The following is an 18,651-nucleotide window of genomic DNA, read 5'->3' as shown; positions in this document are numbered from 1 at the left end:
CCATCGCTAACCCGGAAATAAGCCTTGTTGAGAACGCCATGAGAGCCCCTGTTGCTGAACACTATGTGCTCCGTCAAAACTGCACAGGTAGCTACTTGAGTTTGAATCAGCAAACCCAGTCGATTGAAGGGGTGTCGAGCGTTGAAGCGGCATGGAGTTTTCACAGCCATGAAGGAGCTGTAAGCCATGCCTTGCTCATCGGCCAAACCCATGGGGAAACCCCGGACGTGATCAAGCTCGCTTAGAGCTCATCTTCCACGTTGGTCTTGATCGAGCAATCGCTCAGCGGATAGCTCACGCAGAGCAAGGCAAACCCCTTGGACATCTGATCGTCATCCAGGAAGCTTTGGTCAGCTTGATCAACGCTTCCGTTGAGAATCTTGCCAGCACAGGTGCTGCAAGCGCCCGCACGGCAGGAATAGGCGAGGTCAATGCCTTGCTCTTCAGCGGCATCGAGGATGTATTGATCATCGGCACAGCTGAAGCTGGATCCACCTTCGATGCTGATCGTGAAAGAAGCCATGACTCAATAAATGATCAAACTCTTGCTAACGGGGTTTACGGGCGCGGTCTTGGATCGTCAGAGATCCCAAACGCTAAGCGCCGCTTATCAACCTGGAATGAAGTGCCTCAATCGCCTGGACTCAGGCGCCATTTGCTGCTGCAGATCAGCGGCGCTGGCATTGGTCTGCTCCCGTTGTTGAGCCTGAAACACGTCGTCTTCAGTGATCGTGAGCCCACGAGACTTGGCCAGGGTGATCAACTCCTCCAACGGCAATGGCTGGGCAAGTTGCTCGGCCAAAGCAGGATCGTCATGACGCGAGCCAAGCAATTGATCGAGATCTTGCAGCGACATGAGCCAGGGGCAACTCAAATGGATTTACACCAGCAACACACCCTTTAAGCGTTCAGACCGCAACAACCTGACACCATGAAAGGCAACGCTGGCCTCTCGTCAGCAATCATGCTCAGACAAGAAACAAGCCTTCTCGCTGACCATGGGTTCCCGATGGCGTGTCATCGAAGCGGTGGCCCTTCCAATGCTCACCCTGCTGTTCCTGGCGCTCTGGCAGGGATACCGTCATCACACCGATGCGATCCGCGCGCTCCGTCTTCAACTCCATGAGCTCGAACAACAAGAGTCTGAGGTCACCAACACCAACCTGATGATGGAACAGCTGGAGTTCCTGCAACGCCGCCAACAATCCCTAGAAACACAAATCGGAGACTTAAAACAAGCCCAGCAGCGCTGGCGCACCCAGGAACGACAACGGGTTCAGCGCTCAGAGCCAACGGCGAGGCCAGGAGAACCAGACAAGCCATCGCTGGACTTCATTCCTATCCCTTAACCGCATCCCCACTGGCATTGGGGAGGATGAAGCGCTGGAGCAGCACAAACATCACAAGCACCGGCAGGATCGACACCACGGAGCCGGCCGCAACAATCCGCCAATCGAGGGAAAAGCTGCTGGCCAATTGCTGCAGCCCTAAAGGCAAGGTGAACAGGCCTGGATCATCAAGGATCACCAGGGGCCAGAGGAAGTCACTCCAGGTGCCGATGAACACGAACATCGCCAGGGTGATCAGATCAGCCTTGGCCGCAGGAATCATCACGTTCCACCATTCCCCAATCTTGCTGCAGCCATCAATCCGTGCGGCCTCTTCAAGCTCAACGGGCACACCAAGAAAGCTTTGACGCAGGAGATACAGACCAAAGGCGGTGGCTGCCTGAGGAATCACCAACGCCATCAGGGTGTTGCGCAACCCAAGCTGCACCATCAGCAGGTACAGAGGAATCATCACTACCTGAAAGGGGATGAGAATCGTTGCCACGACGAGGGCGAGGACAAGACCACGACCAAAAAAGCGCATACGCGCCAATGGGTAAGCCGCAAGGGAGCAGAACAGAAGATTCGCCACCACCGCAAGGAAGCTGACGACTGAACTGTTGAAGATGTAAGTCCAAAGCGGATTGTCACGAAACAGACGCCCATAGGCATCGAGGCTGGGCTGGGTAGGAAACAGCGAAGGCGGGCTCGTGAAGATGTCCTCCGCGGGGCCTTTCAATGACGTGCTCACCAGCCACAGCAAAGGAACCAGCACGGCCAGTGCCAGCAGGATCAGCAGCAACAACTGCACAAGGGGAGCTGGACGCAGAGTGGATTTGAGCGACATGGATTTGAGCGCCATCGAGCCCTCATTAACGGACAGGGCTGGAATCGAGCTCAGCCATATCCCGTTGCGGATGAATCGTTGGTCCTGCCGTACCGGCAACAAGCCGATTCAAAGCATTCACAAACGCCTCAGCAGCGGCCACCACCACATCCGTATGGGCGGAATGGCCGGAATAAAGCTGGCCGTCACGACGCAGACGAATGGTGACATCACCCATGGCATCAATCCCTTCCGTGACCGACTTCACAGAAAACTCCACCAATTCATTGGGCTCACCTGCCAGCTGATTGAGAGAACGGCAGACGGCATCCACCGGTCCCGTTCCAACAGAGGCTGCGGTTTGCTCCTGACCATTTTCATCGGCGAGGGTCACCGTGGCTGTGGGCTGAAGACTGCTTCCGCAGCTCACCTGCACCAGCTTCAGCTGATATTTCGCATCGGGCTGTTGCACCTGGACGCTGACAATGGATTCAAGATCGCGATCCGTTATTTCCCGTTTGCGATCGGCAAGATCTTTGAAGCGGGCAAACGCATCATCAAGATCCTCACGGCTGAGGTCATAGCCGAGCTCTTCGAGGCGAGCCCGAACAGCGCTTCGACCGCTGAGCTTGCCCAACGAGATCCGATTGTCGGTGAGGCCAACGGTGCGGGCATCAACAATTTCGTAGGTAAGCCGGTTTTTCAGCACACCGTCTTGATGGATCCCCGATTCGTGCGCAAAGGCATTGGCACCCACAATCGCTTTATTGGGTTGCACCACCATGCCGGTGAGATTAGAAACCAGGCGCGAGGTCTTCGTGATTTCCTCCGTGCGGACTGCGGTGAGCGGAGTTGGTGAGTCCTCCTCACGTCCAAAGAAGGGATTGAAATAGCGGCGGCGGACATGAATCGCCATCACCAGCTCTTCGAGAGCAGCGTTACCGGCGCGTTCACCGATGCCATTCACCGTGCACTCCAACTGACGCGCGCCCGCTTTAACAGCCTCGAGGAAGTTGGCGACGGCCAGCCCAAGATCGTTGTGCCCGTGCACAGAGATCACCGCTTCATCGATGTTGGGCACATGTCTGTTGATGCCCTCAATCAAGCTGCCGAATTCAGAGGGTGTGGTGTAACCCACCGTGTCTGGAATGTTCACGGTGCTGGCACCAGCGGCAATGGCCGCTTCGATCACTTCATACAAAAACTCAGGGTCGCTGCGACCCGCGTCCTCGCAGGAAAATTCAACGTCATCCACAAAGGAGCGGGCGTAGGCCACCATCTCGGGCACGATGCCCAGCACGTCCTTACGGCTCTTGCGCAGTTTGTGTTCGAGGTGGATGTCGCTAGTGGCAATAAACGTATGAATGCGTCGCTTTGGGGCCGGAGCGACGGCGTCAGCGCAGGCCTTGATGTCGCCGCGGGACGCGCGGGCCAAACCACAAATAATTGGTCCGTTCTCACCACCAACCTGCTGAGCGATGCGCTGCACGGCTGCGAAATCGCCATGGCTCGCAAACGGGAAGCCAGCCTCGATCACATCAACGCCAAGCCGGGCCAGCTGCTGCGCAATCGCCAACTTCTCCTCGAGATTGAGGCTGGCACCGGGGGATTGTTCACCATCTCTAAGAGTGGTGTCGAAGATCAAAACGCGACCTGGATCCTTGGCCATGGCTAAAGCCTCGAAGGGTTTTAGTCGGAATGACTATGAGTTAAGCCACTCTAAGCGAGACAGGCGTTACGAGCCGGCGGCTTTAGGGAGAAATACCGGTACATTCGATGGGTTGATAGTGAGTTTGAGCGTTGGCCCAAGGAGCACTAGCCCTTGTTCTCCATGCGCACCTTCCTTACGTGCGGGCAAACGAGGCGAACTCGCTCGAAGAAGATTGGTTTTTTCAAGCGTTAATCGAGTGCTATCTCCCCTTAGTGGAGATGTTGGAGTCTGCGGCGGGCGACCCAGCCCAGCAAGCACGCCTCACGATGGGGATCTCACCGACCCTCCTATCACTGCTTGCAGACAGCACACTCCACAAACGCTTCCCGAGCTGGGTTCAATCCCGCTTGCAGCTTCTGCAACAGGCCCCCAGCGATCGCAAAGCCCCTGCCGACCATCTGCAGAGCTACTTTGAGCGCTATCTGCAGAGCTGGCAGAACAGCAATGGGGATCTGATCAGTCGCTTCAAGGTGCTGCAACAACAAGGCGTGCTCGACCTGCTCACCTGCGGGGCAACGCACGGCTACATGCCCCTGCTGCGAGAACACCCTGAAGCTGTACGCGCCCAGCTGCGCACAGCCGTCCGCGAACACCAACGCCTGATTGGCGAGCGGCCTCTGGGTATTTGGCTGCCGGAATGCGCTTACTACGAAGGACTAGACGTTTGGATGCGCGATGCCGGCTTGCGCTACGCGGTGCTGGATGGCCACGGATTGCTCCATGCCAAACCACGGCCGAGGTATGGGGTATATGCACCCATTTGCAGTCACCAGGGTGTGGCCTTTTTCGGACGGGACAGCGACGCAACCCTGCCGGTTTGGTCAGCCCGCGATGGCTACCCCGGTGACCCCGCCTACCGCGAATTCCACCGGGACCTTGGCTGGGATCTCCCGCAAGAGCAGATCGAATCCTTTGGCTTACCCACCCAACGCCCCCTCGGCCTCAAATTGCATCGCGTCAGCGACCAACGGGCTCCGCTGGATGCCAAACAGCCCTATGAACCTGCGCTCGCTCAGGCCCGCACCAAAGACCATGCCAAGCATTACCTCGAGGGGCGGCGCCTCCAACTAGAAGCCCTCGAACAGCGCATGGAGACGGCCCCGTTATTGGTGGCCCCCTTCGATGCTGAATTATTTGGCCACTGGTGGTTTGAAGGCCCGATGTTCCTGGCTGAACTCTTCCGCCAAGGACCGGAGCAACAGGTGAGATTCACCACGTTGCGCGGTGTATTAGGCCAAACCCCGAATCTGCAAATCTGCGATCCCTCCCCCTCCAGTTGGGGACAGGGTGGTTTCCATGATTATTGGCTCAACGACAGCAATGCCTGGATCATTCCGGAGTGGAGCCGAGCCGGCAGGACGATGAAAGAACGCTGCAGCCGCGGGGTTGGCAGTGAACAAGGTCTGCGCATGCTCCATCAAGCAGGCCGCGAATTGCTTTTAGCTCAATCGTCGGATTGGAGTTTCATCCTGCGCGCAGGCACCACCACTGGACTGGCCAAAGAACGGATTGAACGCCATTTAGAACGCTTTTGGACACTGATGGCTTGCATCGATGGCCAAGACAGAATGAGTGAAGCGTGGCTGAATGACGTAGAAGCGGAAGATTCTCTCTTCCCCTTCATTCAGCCTGCTGATTGGAAGCAAGTGGCCATCGAAAGCTGACCACTGGGATTACGAGCGAGGCGCCCCAAGCACCAAGCCTCTCCTCACATCCCACGGTGAGATCGCAAACAAGCGCAGCATCACACCCATCAGCTGTGGCAACGGCATCGTATTGGTAAGAAAACCACTCCAATCGTCTTGAGATAGCTGAAAAAAGCTGGTGAAATGGCGGCGCAACAGCCGTTCATCGAAGCCCATCAAGCGGCCCAATCCAAACTGAAATAGGCGATGACGGAGCACCAACTCCCAGGGCCAGAGCGCCTGCCAACCAAGACGGGCCAGCGCTGCAGATCCCATCGCTGGTTGCTCGTTCAAAGCCGCGGCCAAGGCTTCCGCTAAACCTGGCCCGCGTCTTAATAGTGCTCCCACCATGTAGCCCGAGGCTGGGTGCACCATGCTTGCTGCTCCGCCAAAGGCGAGCAGCGGCTGATGGAAATCCGGCAAGGGCAGATTCATGGGGAAGAGGCAATGCTCCTCTTCAATCACTTCGGTGATCGCATTCCCCGCCTTGGCCAAGCGTTGCTCCAGCCGTTGCTTGAGCTCCGCTTCCGGCACCGCCGGTGCGAGTGCTAACGATGTTTCCTCCAGGAAATACACCCCATCGCCAAAATCCATCGCATACAAAAAGGTGGGGGGTTGCTGGCGTTGCTCTGGGCTGAGGTGATCGCAGCGAAAATCCATCAGCACGAATTGGCCTGGCTCCACCGGAGCATTGCTGAAACGACCCACCACGCCGTAGGCCGCCTGCCCAGCAACTGGCCCCTGATCCGGGCGGCGAATGTGAGGACTGCGATGCCCTGATGCATCGATCACCAGCCGGGCCAGTCGCTGTTCGCCGGAGGCGCCATGCACCCGGGTGCCATCAGCCTCTCGCTCGATGCGCTCCACGCTGTCTTGATGCCAGCTCATGCCAGCGCAGCGCATCAACCAATGCTGCTGCAACTTTTGGCGATCAAACAGCCCATAATCCATCCCGTGGGACGTGGGTTGATCTTCCAACTCCGAGCCACCAGCGCCATAAAAGCTCACGGTGTTGCTCCAGCGGTGCTCAAGCAAATCTTGGAGGCCCAACAGCTCGAGTTCCTTGGCCCAAATCCCATAGGTATTCGGCCAAGGATCATCAACAGAATGCGGCGCGATGCCTTCCACATTCACACCGCGCTGATGCAGTTCGGAGGCGATGCACAGGGCGGCAGGACCTCCCCCGATCACCAGCACATCCGAGCAATCAGCCAAGGTCAGCCCTCAGCGGATGGTTCAGGTTCGGCTTCGTTGTCGTCATCCGTTTCGGCTTCAGGCGGCACCAGCACCACATCGGCCAAGCGATCTCCCTTGTCCAACCGCTGCAAACGCACACCGGTGGCAGCGCGGGATTGCTGCGGGATCGCATCAGCACTGGTGCGCACAATCACACCTTTTTCGCTGACCAGAAGCAGCTCTTCACCAGCCCCCAGCACCCGCAAGCCCACAAGTTGATCGGCATCGGTGCGGAACTTCATCGCCCGCAGGCCCATGCCAGCCCGCTTCTGCAAACGGAACTGCGTAACCGGTACCCGTTTGCCGAGACCAGAGGCCGAGGCCACCAGCACCCAAGGACCTTCAGCTGCCACCGCAGATTCACCCCCATCACTGCCTTCATCTCCCTCATCGGCACTGGCGGCGATTTGATCCGCCAACTCGGCTGGCAGCACGTCCATGCTCACCAAGCTGTCGCCCGCGCGCAGATTCATCGAGCGCACGCCACGAGCCGTACGGCCCAACGGGCGCAGCTCATTGTCATTGAGCCGGAAATGGATTGTCATCCCTGCCCGTGACCCAATCAGCACACTGTCTCCCTGTACAGCAAGCCGCACCCAAGTGAGCGCATCACCCTCTTCCAAGCCAATCGCAATCAAACCGTTGGAGCGGATGTTGCTGAAGGCCGAAAGCCGCGTGCGTTTGATGTATCCGCCCGTGGTGAGCATCAACAGGTCGGTGTCATCATTGAACTCCGACACCGCCAGCAACGAGGTGATCGCTTCTTCCCGAGGGATTGGCAACAGCTGCACCACCGGTGTGCCCTTGGCGGTACGGCTGCACTGAGGCACCCGGTAAGCAGGAACGGCATAGGACACACCGCGATCGCTAAACAGCAACAAAGTGTCGTGGTCGTTACAGCCAATAAACAGCTTGACCGCTTCTTCCCCTTGACTGCGCGTGCCGGCCTTGCCTCGGGTGCCGCGACTGGTGGCTTCAAACTCACTCACCGGCATCCGTTTCAGATAGCCGGTTTCCGTAAGCAGCACCACGGATCGCTCATTAGCGATCAGATCAATGTCTTCCAGACCACCGGCAAGATCAAGAATCTCGGTGCGGCGTGGAACGGCGTGGCGATCACGCAGCTGCCCCAGCTCATCTTCAATAATCCCGAACACCCGCTCTCTACGGCCAAGGATGTCCTTGTAATCGGCGATCTTGGTGACCAGATCCTCATGCTCAAGGCGGATTTTGTCCGCTTCTAGGGCTGTGAGGCGGCGAAGCTGCATCTGCAAAATCGCGTCTGCCTGAACAGCTGAGAGGCCATGACGCTCCTGCAACTGCGTGCGCGCTGTTGCCGTATCGGGCGCCGCCCGAATCAGGGCAATGATCGGATCGAGTTGATCCAGGGCCAGCAGTAAGCCCAGGAGAATGTGATCTCTCTCTTCTGCCTTGCGCAGCAAATAGCGCGTGCGGCGCTCAATCGTTTCAACTCTGAACTCGAGGAACACCTCGAGCATCTTGCGCAGGGTGAGCAGGATCGGCTCGCTGTTCACCAACGCCAGCATGTGGGCGCTGAAGTTGCTCTGGAGTGGGGTGAGTTTGTAGAGGTTGTTCAGCACCACCTGGGGGTAGGCGTCGCGGCGCAGCTCCACCACAACGCGCATGCCATCGCGATCGCTCTCATCGCGAATATCGGAAATGCCTTCCAGCTTCTTGTCGTTCACCATCTCGGCGATGCGTTCAATCATCGCCGCCTTGTTGGTTTGGTAAGGCAGGGCCGTGATGATCACCGCATCACGATCTGGGCGCCCGGGAGCCTCGATCGTTTCGATCCCAGCAACCCCTCGCATTGTCACCGAGCCGCGGCCAGTGAGGTAGGTCTCACGAATTCCGCTGCGACCCAAAATTTGCCCGCCTGTGGGGAAGTCAGGGCCTGGGATCAGAGCCATCAGCTCCTGATCGGTGATCTCGGGATTGCTGATTAAGGCCAACAATCCCGTGATCAACTCTCCAAGGTTGTGCGGAGGGATGTTGGTGGCCATGCCCACCGCAATCCCCGCTGAGCCATTCAGGAGGAGCTGGGGAATGCGCGATGGCAGAACGGTGGGTTCTTGCTGCGATCCGTCGAAGTTGTCGGCGAAGTCAACCGTTTCAGCCTCGATATCCTCCAGGAGGCTGTCGGTGGTGAGCGCCTGCAACCGCGATTCGGTGTAACGCATGGCGGCAGGGGGGTCGTTGTCGACCGAGCCAAAATTGCCATGCCCATCAATCAGGGGCATGGACATCGAGAAGTCCTGGGCCATCCGCACCAGGGCGTCGTAAACGGCCGTATCACCGTGGGGGTGGTACTTACCCAGCACCTCACCCACCACACGGGCGCACTTCCGATAGGGCCGATCACTGGTCAGACCGAGCTCGTACATGGCGTACAAAATTCGCCGGTGCACAGGCTTGAGCCCATCACGAGCGTCGGGCAGCGCACGCCCGACGATCACGCTCATCGCGTATTCCAGATAGGAGCGCGACATTTCGTTGCGCAAATCTGTCTGGATGATCCGATCGTCGGATTCGCCGGGACCGCCGTTGCCGGGTCCCACTGGATCCGCCATACAAGACCTATTTGCCTTAACTCAGCTTATCGCGAGAAGGAGGAAGCAAAACATCAGCTTTTAATGCGTCTTCAAAACGGCACGTGACAACGCCCTTAAGCTTGCGCAACTCGCCACGTGCTACTGAAGCCATGGAAACTGATCCGATCACTCCGGCGTCCTCCGACTCCAGTCCCTCGATGGAGATTAAAAGCACCGAGCCGATCGAATCAGGATCACCAGCAGCCGTTCCAGAAACAACTCTTCCAGAAACAAGCCTTCCAGAAACAGCCGACCCTGCAGCTGCTGAATCAACAGCCTCTGTTCCAGCTGCACCGCAGGCACCCGATCCGGTGATTGCCAAGGAGCCCGAGATCGCTCAAGAAATTGCTGATCCATCCAAGCCAACGCCTCCACCCTCCGAAGCGATCGCTGAGCGCATCCAGGTGGCAGCCTCATCCGATAACGACGACCCATCCAGCAGCGGAGGGGAGTGGGATCTGCTCAGCTCCAAAGTGCGTCAGTGGTGGGAGGACAACAACCTTGTTGACCTGTGGCAACGCTCCCGCAGGCCCCTGTTTCTGATTGTTGGCCTGATTGGCTTGACCCTGCTGATCAGGATCTACAGCGGAATCCTGGCGGCCATCGGCAGCATCCCTCTCGCTCCCAGATTGTTTGAGTTGGTGGGTCTTGGCTGGGTGATCTGGTTCTCTGCCACAAGGCTGATTCGCAGTGAAGAACGAAAGGCTCTCCTTGCAAACGTGAGCGGCATTTGGGCCACCTTCACGGGCTCTATTAGCCCCTGATCACTGCCACACAGTGCATGTCAGGTTGGTAGTTTGTGCTGATCCTAAATACGACTAGCGGTGGACATTCAGCTCGGACGCTCCAAAGTTGTTCGCCGGGCCTATGGCATCGATGAGATCGCCCTGGTGCCTGGGGGTCGCACGGTTGATCCGGAGGTCACCAACACCAGCTGGTCCCTAGGCGGAATCGAACGTGAAATCCCGATCATTGCCAGCGCCATGGACGGAGTGGTGGACGTGGGAATGGCGGTTCGGCTTTCTCAGCTCGGCGCTCTTGGCGTCTTGAATCTGGAAGGCATTCAGACCCGTTACGAAGACCCCACCGAAGCTCTGGATCGCATCACATCCGTCGGCAAGGACGAGTTTGTGCCGTTGATGCAGGAGATCTACAGCAAACCGGTTCAGGAAAGCCTGATTCGCAAGCGCATTGAAGCGATCAAAGCCCAGGGCGGAATTGCTGCTGTGAGCGGCACCCCAGTGGCAGCATTGCGCTTTGGCAAGGCGATCGCAGAGGCGGGCGCTGATCTTTTTTTTGTGCAAGCCACCGTGGTCTCCACCGACCACATCGGCCCTGAAGGCCAAGACACCCTCAATTTGGAAACGCTTTGCCGCGACATGGGTGTGCCCGTGGTGATCGGCAACTGCGTCACCTATGAGGTTGCTCTGCAACTGATGCGCGCCGGTGCTGCTGGTGTGATGGTGGGGATTGGTCCTGGTGCAGCCTGCACCTCCCGTGGCGTCCTCGGCGTTGGCATTCCCCAGGCCACCGCTGTTGCCGATTGCGCCGCCGCTCGCGCTGACTACGAAAAAGAAAGTGGACGCTACGTCCCAATCGTGGCGGATGGAGGCATCGTCACCGGTGGAGATATCTGTAAATGCATCGCCTGTGGTGCCGATGCCGTGATGATCGGATCCCCGATTGCCCGCTCAGAAGAAGCACCAGGGCGGGGATTCCACTGGGGGATGGCCACACCAAGCCCGGTACTACCGCGAGGCACACGAATCAATGTTGGCAGCACGGGCAGTCTCGAACGCATCCTGAGAGGTCCAGCAAAACTGGACGATGGCACCCACAACTTGCTCGGTTGCCTGAAGACTTCGATGGGAACCCTCGGAGCACGCACCATCGAGGAGATGCAGCAGGTTGAAGTGGTGGTAGCTCCATCCCTGCTCACAGAAGGCAAGGTTTATCAGAAAGCCCAGCAACTAGGGATGGGCAAATAAGCCTTAATCTCAAGGGGTGGGGGCTTCGGCCCACACACTCCTCACACCCCCCGGCCCGACGCGTTCGGGCTTTTTGTCTTCGCCAACGGCGTTCGAGTCTGGACTCGAAACCGTCACAGTTCTGTAGCCCCCCCGAAGAAACCGAGAAATCTGCGGAAGTGGTTGCTAAATTAACGTCATAACGACGACAAATGGAATGTCCAGCGCTACCGCTGTAACCGACGCATCCTTCGAACAGGATGTCCTTCAAAGTGACGTTCCTGTCTTAGTTGACTTCTGGGCTCCCTGGTGTGGCCCCTGCCGCATGGTGGCTCCCATTGTTGACGAGATTTCCAAGGAATTCGAAGGCAAAATCAAAGTCTTTAAGCTCAACACCGACGAAAATCCAAACGTCGCCAGCCAGTACGGGATTCGCAGCATCCCCACGTTGATGGTGTTCAAGGGTGGGCAGAAAGTTGACACCGTCGTGGGCGCAGTTCCTAAGGCCACGCTCTCCGGCACGATTTCGAAGCATCTCTGATTCCTGCCTCTGAGCCGGTCTTCGCTATTCGCCTTGCCCCTGATTCCCATGTCTCGTTCAGTTCAGACCATTGGACTGATCGATTACGGCATGGGCAATCTTTTTTCTGTTCAAACTTGCTTTAAGCGCTTGGGGAGCTCCCTCAAGGCTGTGCAACATCCTGGAGATTTAGAAGGCTGTCAGGCCCTCATTCTTCCGGGCGTCGGAGCGTTTGATCCGGCCATGGATCGCTTGGAAGCCACTGGACTGATCCCTGAACTGCTCGCCTGGAACAACGCAGATCGTCCACTCCTAGGGATTTGCCTGGGTTTACAGCTGTTGTTTGAGTCCAGCGAAGAAGGCAAATGCCAAGGGCTGGGCTTGCTCCCTGGACGGGTGAAGCAGCTCCCGAACAACCAGGGAGAACGCATCCCTCACATGGGCTGGGGCAAGCTGCAGATTGATCGTTCTTCCCCCCTGCTGCCGGATCCTTCCAGCGCTGAATGGATGTATTTCGTTCATTCGTTCGCCGCTGAGCCCCAGGAGACGCGGGATCGTGCTGCAAGCGTGGCCTTCGGCTCAGGGCTTGCCACCGCCGTGGTTTGGCGGAATCGGCTGGGTGCCTGCCAATTTCACCCCGAGAAATCGGCCGTGACGGGCCAGCGTTTGCTGTCGCGATGGCTGGAATGGCTGCGACAGGGCGCTCCCTTGATGCCGTGAGCGGCCTGCTACGCCTGAGCGGAGGTCGTCGTCTCCGAAGTCCTATGGGGACCGCTACGAGGCCCACCACAGCCCGTGTGCGGGAAGCGGTCATGAACATGCTCGCGCCAGAGCTGCAGGACGCCTCCTGGCTCGACCTGTGCAGCGGCAGCGGCGTGATGGGCTGCGAAGCGATCGAACGGGGCGTGAGCAGGGTATGGGCCGTGGAAAAGGACCCCAAAACAGCCTCCATCTGCCGAGACAATCTCATGTTGATCGCTGGAGGTCGTTCCCCCTCTCCAGCCATTGAGGTGATCCGTCGAGATCTGGTGAGCTGGCTCAAAATGGGTCGCCCTAGCTCCCTGCCCTGCTTCGATCTCGTTTATTTCGATCCTCCCTATGGATCTGACCTATATGAGCCCACCTTGCTTGCCTTGCTCGATGGACACTGGGTCTCCAAACAGGGACTTGTGATCTGCGAACACACGCGTAACAAAAAATTGATCCCACCACCGCCCTGGACGGTGGTGGATCAAAGGCGATATGGAACGAGCGCCCTGCTGCTGCTCAGCCCCCCAGAGCACTACCCCGGCGGTACTGATTCCAAGCGGCAACAAACAACCCCATCAGGGTGATCGGAATCAAACCCAAAACAATGCCGCAAAGAAGGGGTTCGATCATGTCGTCGCGCCCAATGAAAAGATTGAGCACAATTGTTCCATGGCATGGTCTCTTCTGTGACGGCACCGTCATCAACTGCTGCAGCAATTCCTGAGCGGAGTCGAGGGCTGATCGCGGCTCTTGTTGTTTTCGCGGCCATGGCCTGCGCTGTCTTGTTGGTGTGGATGCTGAGCAACACACGTCAAGATCCGTACACCAAAGCAACGCTTGCCCTTGAGGGATCAGTGCAGCACGGTGGTCAGATGTTCCGGATTAATTGTGCGGGCTGCCATGGCATCGCAGGCCAGGGCCTTGTTGGGCCGAGCCTGAAAGGAGTGAGCGAACGGCGCAAGGACATGCAGATCATTCATCAAGTGGTGAGCGGTGAAACACCGCCGATGCCTCGCTTTGAAATCGAACCTCAGAACATGGCTGATCTGCTCGCCTATCTCAAAACATTGTCTTGACCTTGGCCGTGGTGCTGGTCGAGCCAGCCGGACCCCTCAACGTCGGCAGCGTGGCCCGATTGTGTGCCAACTACAACATTGAGGATCTCAGGCTCGTCGCACCCCGCTGCGACCCAAACGATCCCGAGGCTGTGCGCATGGCCGTCCATGGCGATGCCGTGCTCCAACAGGCCGCCATTTTCCCTTCGCTGCTCGAGGCTGTCGCCGATTGTCAACAGGTGGTGGCCAGTTGCGGGCGCATCGATCACGGCGAGATCCCCCTGCAATCACCCGAAGAGATCGCGCCTTGGATTCAAACGGGCAGACGCAAAGGCCTGCGTTCGGCCCTTGTGTTTGGAAGGGAAGATCGCGGTCTCTCCAATGAAGAACTCCTGATCAGCCATCGGGTTTTGACGTTGCACACCGGAGACGTTTACCCGTCTCTCAACCTCTCCCATGCCGTGGCTGTGGTGCTGCATGAGCTAGAGCGAGAACGGCGTTTGCAGATCCAACCCGATGCGCCAGTGAGTGAGATCCCGGCCAGTGCTCCAGAGCTGGATGGCTGCCTGCGCGATGCGGAAGACCTTCTGCTCGAGGTGGGCTTCTTGCTGGAGCACACAGCAAGGGCACGGATGGCCAAGGTGAAAGGACTCGTGCAGCGGGCCATGATCCGCAGCGATGAAGTGGCTCTCTTGCGCGGCATGGTGCGTCAATTGCGTTGGGCAGCGAGGCGCAACCGCCCGTAACCTCAGGCTCTCCCGCAACCCCCCCTTGGCCTCCAGTCGTTCCAGTCAAAAGCCCCCTGGTTGGGGACGTCCCCTGAGGTTGCTGCTGCGCCTGGTGCTGATGGGTGTGGGCCTGGGCGTGATCACGGGGTCTGCCCTGAAGCTTGCAGGGACCGCAATCGAACGCGGAGATCTCACCCTTCCCGGCTGGCTCACACCAAAGGTCACATCAGCCAAACAAGAGCGAGCGGATCCAGAGGCCGCTGCGATCAACCCACCGAGCAGCACCGACACGCTTGGGCGCTTCGAGACCCAACAGGAGCTCACGGCCTTGAGCAAACGCTGGAAAGCGCTTGCCGCCCAGGATCCTGACCTCCAGGTGAGTGCCTTCATGTTGGCGCTTGACGATGGCCGCTACGCCCAGCTCAATCCAGACACGGCATTACCGGCGGCGAGCGCCATCAAAACACCGATCTTGCTGGTCGCCCTTGAGGAAATCGATGCTGGAAGGCTGAGCTGGAATGAACCGCTCACCCTCAGCAAAACGGTGGTGGGGGGCGGCTCCGGCTGGATGGCCAGCAAGCCTCTCGGGACGCGCTTCCCAACCCATGAAGTCGCCACAGAGATGATTCGGGTCAGCGACAACACCGCGACGAATCTTCTGATTGAACGGGTGGGGGGTCAAGTGGATCTCAACGCCCGCTTCAACAGCCTGGGGCTCAGCGCCACCAAGGTGAACAACTGGCTTCCCGACCTTAAGGGCACCAACACCACCAGCGCCCGTGATCTGGCCAGGGCGATCGCCCTCGTGGACACCGGAGAAGCGCTCTCGATTCGAGGCCGCGATTTATTCCGAGAGGTGATGGGCACCTCCGTCACCAACCGTTTACTCCCCGGTGGACTCCTGAAGGGCCTGGGTGGATCCCAGGGCAAACCCGATGACAGCCTGATGATCAAGGGCTATCGCGTGTTCAACAAAACCGGTGACATCGGCATCGCTTACGCCGATGCCGGGCTGATCGAACTCCCCGATGGTCGCCGTGCCGTTGCGGCCTTTGTCGTGAAAGGTCCCTTCAATGATCCCCGCTCCACGGAGTTGATCCGCAACATGGCTGCCGCCATGGCACCGGTGCTCAAACCCAAGCCAGCGCCTCCACGTCAACGCTGATTCCTGTTTTCACCATGCGTCATTCCTCGCTGCTGGCCCTCGCGGCCTTCTGCCTCATCACCATCCCTGGCCTGCCATCCCGTGCGGAAAGCCAGGCGGAAGGTCCGTTCCTACGCGAGCAGCAGCTGCGTCCACTTCCCGGCCAATTGGATGAGCTGCTGTTTGTCAATGACAACAACCCCGAACTGATCACCGGTGAGGGGATATTGCTGTCCACCTTCCCAACCAACCAAGGTCTGAATGTTGCCTTGGACGGACGGTTTGATCTGTTCAGCCACCACGTTTACGCCGGTAAACCAGAAGAACTGGCTTCCACCCTCTGGCTGGCCGTGCTTGCACAGCCGCTAGGAACCGAACCCGTCACGATCGACGTGATCAGCGGCAGCACCTCGCTCTCCCAGGGGACCAAGCCAGGGCAAACAGCAGCTCCCTTCCTGCCTCTGCCCTCCCTGATGGCGGAAACCACCACTCCCATCGCCTCTGGTCCAGGCAGCCGTGTGGCGGGAGACCTGCTCCGAGGCGATCAGGCGCCTGAACTTCCTAAGCAAATCCAGATTGCCCCCGGACACGCCAGTTCCTTGCTGGTTCTTCCCATTCCCGTGGCAGGACTCGACCCATTGCTGAATGGCCGCAACCTGCAGCTCCGGCTCAAGAGCTCTGCGCCGGTGTATCTCGCCACCGTGGCGGCCTATAGCCAAAACGACTCGCCACCGAGTGGTGAACGCTGGAGAGCCCTGCTCAGCGCAGGAACCCGTAGCCCGAAGGAGCATCAGCCCACGCCACGAGGCAGCAAGGGGCGCATGATCTACTCGAGGGTGAGCGGTGTTCAGATCGGCAGCACCTGGACCGGCACCTTGAGTGATCCAGGCTCGAACACCCTCAACATCAATGAAGCACCGATCTCTTGGCCGATCAGCAGCCTGGAGAGGGGTGACCTCGGCACCGCTCAAGTGCAAACGGCTGAACTCAAAAGATTTGACAAAGGAACGGCCTGGGCCGCCCACGGCAATTACGGCGTGGAATACGACCTCCGCCTTCCGTTGCACAACCCAGATCGCAGCAGACGAACCGTGGCGATCGCCCTGGAATCTCCCGACAAACGAGGCAGCAGCAAGGGCCAATTGCAGTTCCAATCAGGCAACAGTGGGCCCGTGATGTTTCGCGGCCCCATTGAGGTGACGGGCCTGGATGGGGCCAACGGCAGGGCGATGGGGCGACGACGCTTTCACCTCGTGTTGCGACGGGGACAAGAAGGGCCCAAGCTGGGGATGGTGTCGTTAGCGCCAGGAGAAAGCCGCAAGCTGCGCGTGCGTCTGGTCTATCCGGCAGACGCCACACCACCGCAGGTGCTCACCGTGCAGCCTGTGAAACAATCCCATTCATCAACCGACGTTCACCCGTGAGTTCACCGCGCAAGCGCAGAGTCTTTCCCTTCACAGCCGTGATCGGCCAGGAAGAGATGAAGTTGGCGCTGCTGCTCAACGTGATCGACCCGCGCATAGGCGGCGTGATGATCATGGGAGACCGCGGCACGGGCAAATCCACCACCATCCGTGCCCTTGCAGACCTGCTGCCCGGCATTGAAGTGGTTGCTGGTGACCCCTACAACAGCTCACCGAGTGATCCTGACCTGCAAAGCAGTGACGTCAGGCAGCGCTTGGAACACGGCGAAGCCCTCGGCACGGAGCAACGCCAGGTGCCGATGGTGGACCTTCCCCTGGGCGCGACAGAAGATCGCCTTTGCGGCACGATCGACATCGAGAAAGCCCTGAGCGAAGGCGTTCGCGCTTTTGAGCCTGGGTTGCTCGCCAAAGCCAACCGCGGTCTTCTCTACGTCGACGAAGTCAACCTGCTCGACGATCACCTGGTGGATGTTCTGCTCGACTCCGCTGCCTCTGGCTGGAACACCGTGGAACGAGAGGGTGTCTCCGTGCGTCACCCTGCGCGCTTCGTGTTGATTGGATCGGGTAACCCAGAAGAAGGGGAGCTGCGCCCCCAGCTGCTCGATCGCTTTGGAATGAGTGTGGAGGTGCGCACCGTTCGCGATCCTCAATTAAGGGTGCAAGTGGTGGACCAGCGCACGGCCTTCGACAGCGACCCCGACGCCTTCAGCATGAGCGTGACGGCGGGCCAAGAGGCCTTACAAACTAGGGTGGTGGAAGCGCAGCAACGCCTTGAGCACGTGAGTATTGACGATGATTTGCGCCTGAGCATTTCATCGGTCTGCGGAGAATTGGACGTGGATGGATTGCGTGGCGACATCGTGACCAACCGAGCAGCCCGCGCCTTAGCGGCCTTTGAGGGGCGCACGGAGGTCAGCGAAGACGATGTTGCCCGTGTGGTGTCCTGCTGCCTCCGCCATCGACTGCGCAAAGATCCTTTGGAGCAAATTGACTCCGGCGATCGGGTCGTCAAGGTGTTCTGCAAGGTGTTTGAACGCAGTGAATCGAGCGATCGCTCCGAGTTCGAACTGGCCTTGGCCAGCTGATTCCCCTTGCGGATCCTTGGCATCGATCCAGGCTTTGCTCGCGTCGGCTATGGCGTGATCGACGTGGAGCCACGCAAGGGAAAAGAGGAAGGAACGCAACGAATGGTCGACTGCGGCATCATTCGCACCGATCCAGGCCGCAGCGAGGGGGAGCGCATGGTGGAAATTGCCCGTGACCTCCGCCAAATCATTCGCATCCATCAACCGGAACTGGCCAGCGTGGAAAAGTTTTTTTTCTACCGCTCCAGCAACACCATCGCCGTTGTGCAGGCCCGCGGGGTGCTGATCATGACGCTTACGCGCTTTGGGCTTCCGATCGTGGAATTCCCGCCGATGCAAATCAAGCAAGCACTCACAGGGCATGGCCACGCAGACAAAGACGAAGTTCTGGAGGCCGTGATGCGTGAACTCAATCTCAACATGCCACCACGCCCCGATGATGCGGCCGACGCCCTAGCCGTGGCACTCACCGGATGGTTTCAACGTTGATCCATCAATCAAGCAACTCATTTAAGGCTGAACCTTACGACCTTCATTAGAAAACGGTGGAATGAGCGGTTATCAAAACAACAAAAGACTT

General features: G+C 58.6%; 20 protein-coding genes and 1 pseudogene. 14 read left to right on the top strand and 7 right to left on the bottom strand.

Annotation, left to right across the window (positions count from 1 at the left end):
- Positions 1-38 precede the first annotated feature (38 nt).
- The gene (locus tag SynROS8604_RS05630) at positions 39-245 is read left to right on the top strand and encodes a hypothetical protein (RefSeq protein WP_186545452.1); all 207 of its coding nucleotides are present in this window, start codon (positions 39-41) and stop codon (positions 243-245) included.
- Here SynROS8604_RS05630 and SynROS8604_RS05625 read toward each other — a convergent pair.
- Together SynROS8604_RS05625 and SynROS8604_RS05620 are read right to left on the bottom strand one after the other, a co-directional pair.
- Positions 242-523 (bottom strand): 2Fe-2S iron-sulfur cluster-binding protein, encoded by a 282-nt coding sequence (locus SynROS8604_RS05625; protein ID WP_006852269.1) that lies wholly within the window; start codon positions 521-523, stop codon positions 242-244. The two genes, SynROS8604_RS05630 and SynROS8604_RS05625, sit on opposite strands and share 4 nt — an antisense overlap.
- An 87-nt stretch (positions 524-610) precedes the next feature.
- Positions 611-856 (bottom strand): Nif11-like leader peptide family natural product precursor, encoded by a 246-nt coding sequence (locus SynROS8604_RS05620; RefSeq protein ID WP_006852268.1) that lies wholly within the window; start codon positions 854-856, stop codon positions 611-613.
- A gap of 142 nt (positions 857-998) precedes the next feature.
- On the opposite strand from SynROS8604_RS05620, the gene SynROS8604_RS05615 reads away from it, so the two are divergent.
- The gene (locus SynROS8604_RS05615) at positions 999-1,349 is read left to right on the top strand and encodes a hypothetical protein (RefSeq protein WP_186545451.1); all 351 of its coding nucleotides are present in this window, start codon (positions 999-1,001) and stop codon (positions 1,347-1,349) included.
- Here the strand turns inward: SynROS8604_RS05615 and SynROS8604_RS05610 are convergent.
- Both SynROS8604_RS05610 and SynROS8604_RS05605 read right to left on the bottom strand, forming a co-directional pair.
- The gene (locus SynROS8604_RS05610) at positions 1,339-2,190 is read right to left on the bottom strand and encodes a carbohydrate ABC transporter permease (RefSeq protein ID WP_255445226.1); all 852 of its coding nucleotides are present in this window, start codon (positions 2,188-2,190) and stop codon (positions 1,339-1,341) included. The genes SynROS8604_RS05615 and SynROS8604_RS05610 overlap by 11 nt on opposite strands.
- A gap of 10 nt (positions 2,191-2,200) precedes the next feature.
- Positions 2,201-3,823: a 2-isopropylmalate synthase gene (locus SynROS8604_RS05605; protein ID WP_186545450.1), complete on the bottom strand. Its 1,623-nt coding sequence runs from the start codon at positions 3,821-3,823 to the stop codon at positions 2,201-2,203.
- Between the two features lie 131 nt (positions 3,824-3,954).
- On the opposite strand from SynROS8604_RS05605, the gene SynROS8604_RS05600 reads away from it, so the two are divergent.
- Positions 3,955-5,529 (top strand): glycoside hydrolase family 57 protein, encoded by a 1,575-nt coding sequence (locus SynROS8604_RS05600; RefSeq protein ID WP_186545449.1) that lies wholly within the window; start codon positions 3,955-3,957, stop codon positions 5,527-5,529.
- Positions 5,530-5,538: 9 nt separating this feature from the next.
- Here SynROS8604_RS05600 and crtL read toward each other — a convergent pair whose 3' ends face one another.
- Together crtL and gyrA are read right to left on the bottom strand one after the other, a co-directional pair.
- Positions 5,539-6,765 carry a lycopene beta cyclase gene (gene crtL / locus SynROS8604_RS05595; protein ID WP_186545448.1) on the bottom strand — a complete coding sequence of 409 codons (1,227 nt, stop codon included), beginning with the start codon at positions 6,763-6,765 and terminating at the stop codon, positions 5,539-5,541.
- A gap of 2 nt (positions 6,766-6,767) precedes the next feature.
- Positions 6,768-9,377 carry a DNA gyrase subunit A gene (gene gyrA, locus SynROS8604_RS05590; protein WP_186545447.1) on the bottom strand — a complete coding sequence of 870 codons (2,610 nt, stop codon included), beginning with the start codon at positions 9,375-9,377 and terminating at the stop codon, positions 6,768-6,770.
- 131 nt (positions 9,378-9,508) lie between these two features.
- Between gyrA and SynROS8604_RS05585 the strand changes: the two genes are divergently transcribed.
- From SynROS8604_RS05585 to rsmD, 5 genes and pseudogenes are all read left to right on the top strand, one after another.
- On the top strand, positions 9,509-10,162 hold the full coding sequence (locus SynROS8604_RS05585; RefSeq protein ID WP_186545446.1) for a CAAD domain-containing protein: 654 nt from the start codon (positions 9,509-9,511) through the stop codon (positions 10,160-10,162).
- A gap of 60 nt (positions 10,163-10,222) precedes the next feature.
- Positions 10,223-11,386 (top strand): GuaB3 family IMP dehydrogenase-related protein, encoded by a 1,164-nt coding sequence (locus SynROS8604_RS05580; protein WP_186545445.1) that lies wholly within the window; start codon positions 10,223-10,225, stop codon positions 11,384-11,386.
- A 196-nt stretch (positions 11,387-11,582) separates the two neighbouring features.
- Positions 11,583-11,906 carry a thioredoxin gene (trxA, locus tag SynROS8604_RS05575; protein WP_011618905.1) on the top strand — a complete coding sequence of 108 codons (324 nt, stop codon included), beginning with the start codon at positions 11,583-11,585 and terminating at the stop codon, positions 11,904-11,906.
- A gap of 48 nt (positions 11,907-11,954) precedes the next feature.
- Positions 11,955-12,605 (top strand): imidazole glycerol phosphate synthase subunit HisH, encoded by a 651-nt coding sequence (gene hisH / locus SynROS8604_RS05570; protein WP_186545444.1) that lies wholly within the window; start codon positions 11,955-11,957, stop codon positions 12,603-12,605.
- A pseudogene (gene rsmD / locus SynROS8604_RS05565) lies at positions 12,563-13,141 on the top strand (16S rRNA (guanine(966)-N(2))-methyltransferase RsmD); the annotation flags it as partial. The gene hisH and the pseudogene rsmD, both read left to right, overlap by 43 nt.
- Positions 13,142-13,151: 10 nt before the next feature.
- Here the strand turns inward: rsmD and petG are convergent.
- Positions 13,152-13,265 carry a cytochrome b6-f complex subunit V gene (gene petG, locus SynROS8604_RS15710; protein WP_071778027.1) on the bottom strand — a complete coding sequence of 38 codons (114 nt, stop codon included), beginning with the start codon at positions 13,263-13,265 and terminating at the stop codon, positions 13,152-13,154.
- A gap of 44 nt (positions 13,266-13,309) precedes the next feature.
- Between petG and SynROS8604_RS05560 the strand changes: the two genes are divergently transcribed.
- Genes SynROS8604_RS05560 through ruvC form a run of 6 tightly spaced genes read left to right on the top strand, consistent with a single transcriptional unit; the run spans position 13,310 to position 18,560 of the window.
- Positions 13,310-13,711: a cytochrome c gene (locus SynROS8604_RS05560; protein WP_186545443.1), complete on the top strand. Its 402-nt coding sequence runs from the start codon at positions 13,310-13,312 to the stop codon at positions 13,709-13,711.
- The gene (locus tag SynROS8604_RS05555; RefSeq protein ID WP_186545442.1) at positions 13,708-14,436 is read left to right on the top strand and encodes an RNA methyltransferase; all 729 of its coding nucleotides are present in this window, start codon (positions 13,708-13,710) and stop codon (positions 14,434-14,436) included. Before SynROS8604_RS05560 ends, SynROS8604_RS05555 begins: the two co-directional genes overlap by 4 nt.
- A 25-nt stretch (positions 14,437-14,461) precedes the next feature.
- A complete protein-coding gene (locus tag SynROS8604_RS05550; protein ID WP_186545834.1) occupies positions 14,462-15,583 on the top strand; it encodes a serine hydrolase in 1,122 nt (373 codons plus the stop codon).
- A gap of 14 nt (positions 15,584-15,597) precedes the next feature.
- Positions 15,598-16,986 carry a DUF3370 domain-containing protein gene (locus SynROS8604_RS05545; protein ID WP_186545441.1) on the top strand — a complete coding sequence of 463 codons (1,389 nt, stop codon included), beginning with the start codon at positions 15,598-15,600 and terminating at the stop codon, positions 16,984-16,986.
- Positions 16,983-18,071 carry a magnesium chelatase ATPase subunit I gene (gene bchI, locus SynROS8604_RS05540; RefSeq protein WP_186545440.1) on the top strand — a complete coding sequence of 363 codons (1,089 nt, stop codon included), beginning with the start codon at positions 16,983-16,985 and terminating at the stop codon, positions 18,069-18,071. The genes SynROS8604_RS05545 and bchI overlap by 4 nt, the downstream gene beginning before the upstream one ends.
- 6 nt (positions 18,072-18,077) lie before the next feature.
- Positions 18,078-18,560, top strand: coding sequence for a crossover junction endodeoxyribonuclease RuvC (gene ruvC / locus SynROS8604_RS05535; RefSeq protein ID WP_186545439.1), 483 nt, complete (start codon positions 18,078-18,080; stop codon positions 18,558-18,560).
- Positions 18,561-18,651: the final 91 nt, after the last annotated feature.

Source organism: Synechococcus sp. ROS8604 (assembly GCF_014279655.1).
Lineage (GTDB): Bacteria > Cyanobacteriota > Cyanobacteriia > PCC-6307 > Cyanobiaceae > Synechococcus_C.
The sequence above is the reverse complement of the archived record's forward strand: the minus strand, read 5'-3'. Positions and strand labels throughout refer to the sequence as shown.

What these genes read in the sequence shown, in the direction of transcription:
- SynROS8604_RS05630 (WP_186545452.1), top strand. Translation starts at nt 39, where the DNA reads ATGAGAGCCCCTGTTGCTGAACACTATGTGCTCCGTCAAAACTGCACA.
- SynROS8604_RS05625 (WP_006852269.1), bottom strand. Translation starts at nt 523, where the DNA reads ATGGCTTCTTTCACGATCAGCATCGAAGGTGGATCCAGCTTCAGCTGT.
- SynROS8604_RS05620 (WP_006852268.1), bottom strand. Translation starts at nt 856, where the DNA reads ATGTCGCTGCAAGATCTCGATCAATTGCTTGGCTCGCGTCATGACGAT.
- SynROS8604_RS05615 (WP_186545451.1), top strand. Translation starts at nt 999, where the DNA reads ATGGGTTCCCGATGGCGTGTCATCGAAGCGGTGGCCCTTCCAATGCTC.
- SynROS8604_RS05610 (WP_255445226.1), bottom strand. Translation starts at nt 2,190, where the DNA reads ATGGCGCTCAAATCCATGTCGCTCAAATCCACTCTGCGTCCAGCTCCC.
- SynROS8604_RS05605 (WP_186545450.1), bottom strand. Translation starts at nt 3,823, where the DNA reads ATGGCCAAGGATCCAGGTCGCGTTTTGATCTTCGACACCACTCTTAGA.
- gyrA (WP_186545447.1), bottom strand. Translation starts at nt 9,377, where the DNA reads ATGGCGGATCCAGTGGGACCCGGCAACGGCGGTCCCGGCGAATCCGAC.
- SynROS8604_RS05585 (WP_186545446.1), top strand. Translation starts at nt 9,509, where the DNA reads ATGGAAACTGATCCGATCACTCCGGCGTCCTCCGACTCCAGTCCCTCG.
- trxA (WP_011618905.1), top strand. Translation starts at nt 11,583, where the DNA reads ATGTCCAGCGCTACCGCTGTAACCGACGCATCCTTCGAACAGGATGTC.
- hisH (WP_186545444.1), top strand. Translation starts at nt 11,955, where the DNA reads ATGTCTCGTTCAGTTCAGACCATTGGACTGATCGATTACGGCATGGGC.
- petG (WP_071778027.1), bottom strand. Translation starts at nt 13,265, where the DNA reads ATGATCGAACCCCTTCTTTGCGGCATTGTTTTGGGTTTGATTCCGATC.
- SynROS8604_RS05560 (WP_186545443.1), top strand. Translation starts at nt 13,310, where the DNA reads ATGGTCTCTTCTGTGACGGCACCGTCATCAACTGCTGCAGCAATTCCT.
- SynROS8604_RS05545 (WP_186545441.1), top strand. Translation starts at nt 15,598, where the DNA reads ATGCGTCATTCCTCGCTGCTGGCCCTCGCGGCCTTCTGCCTCATCACC.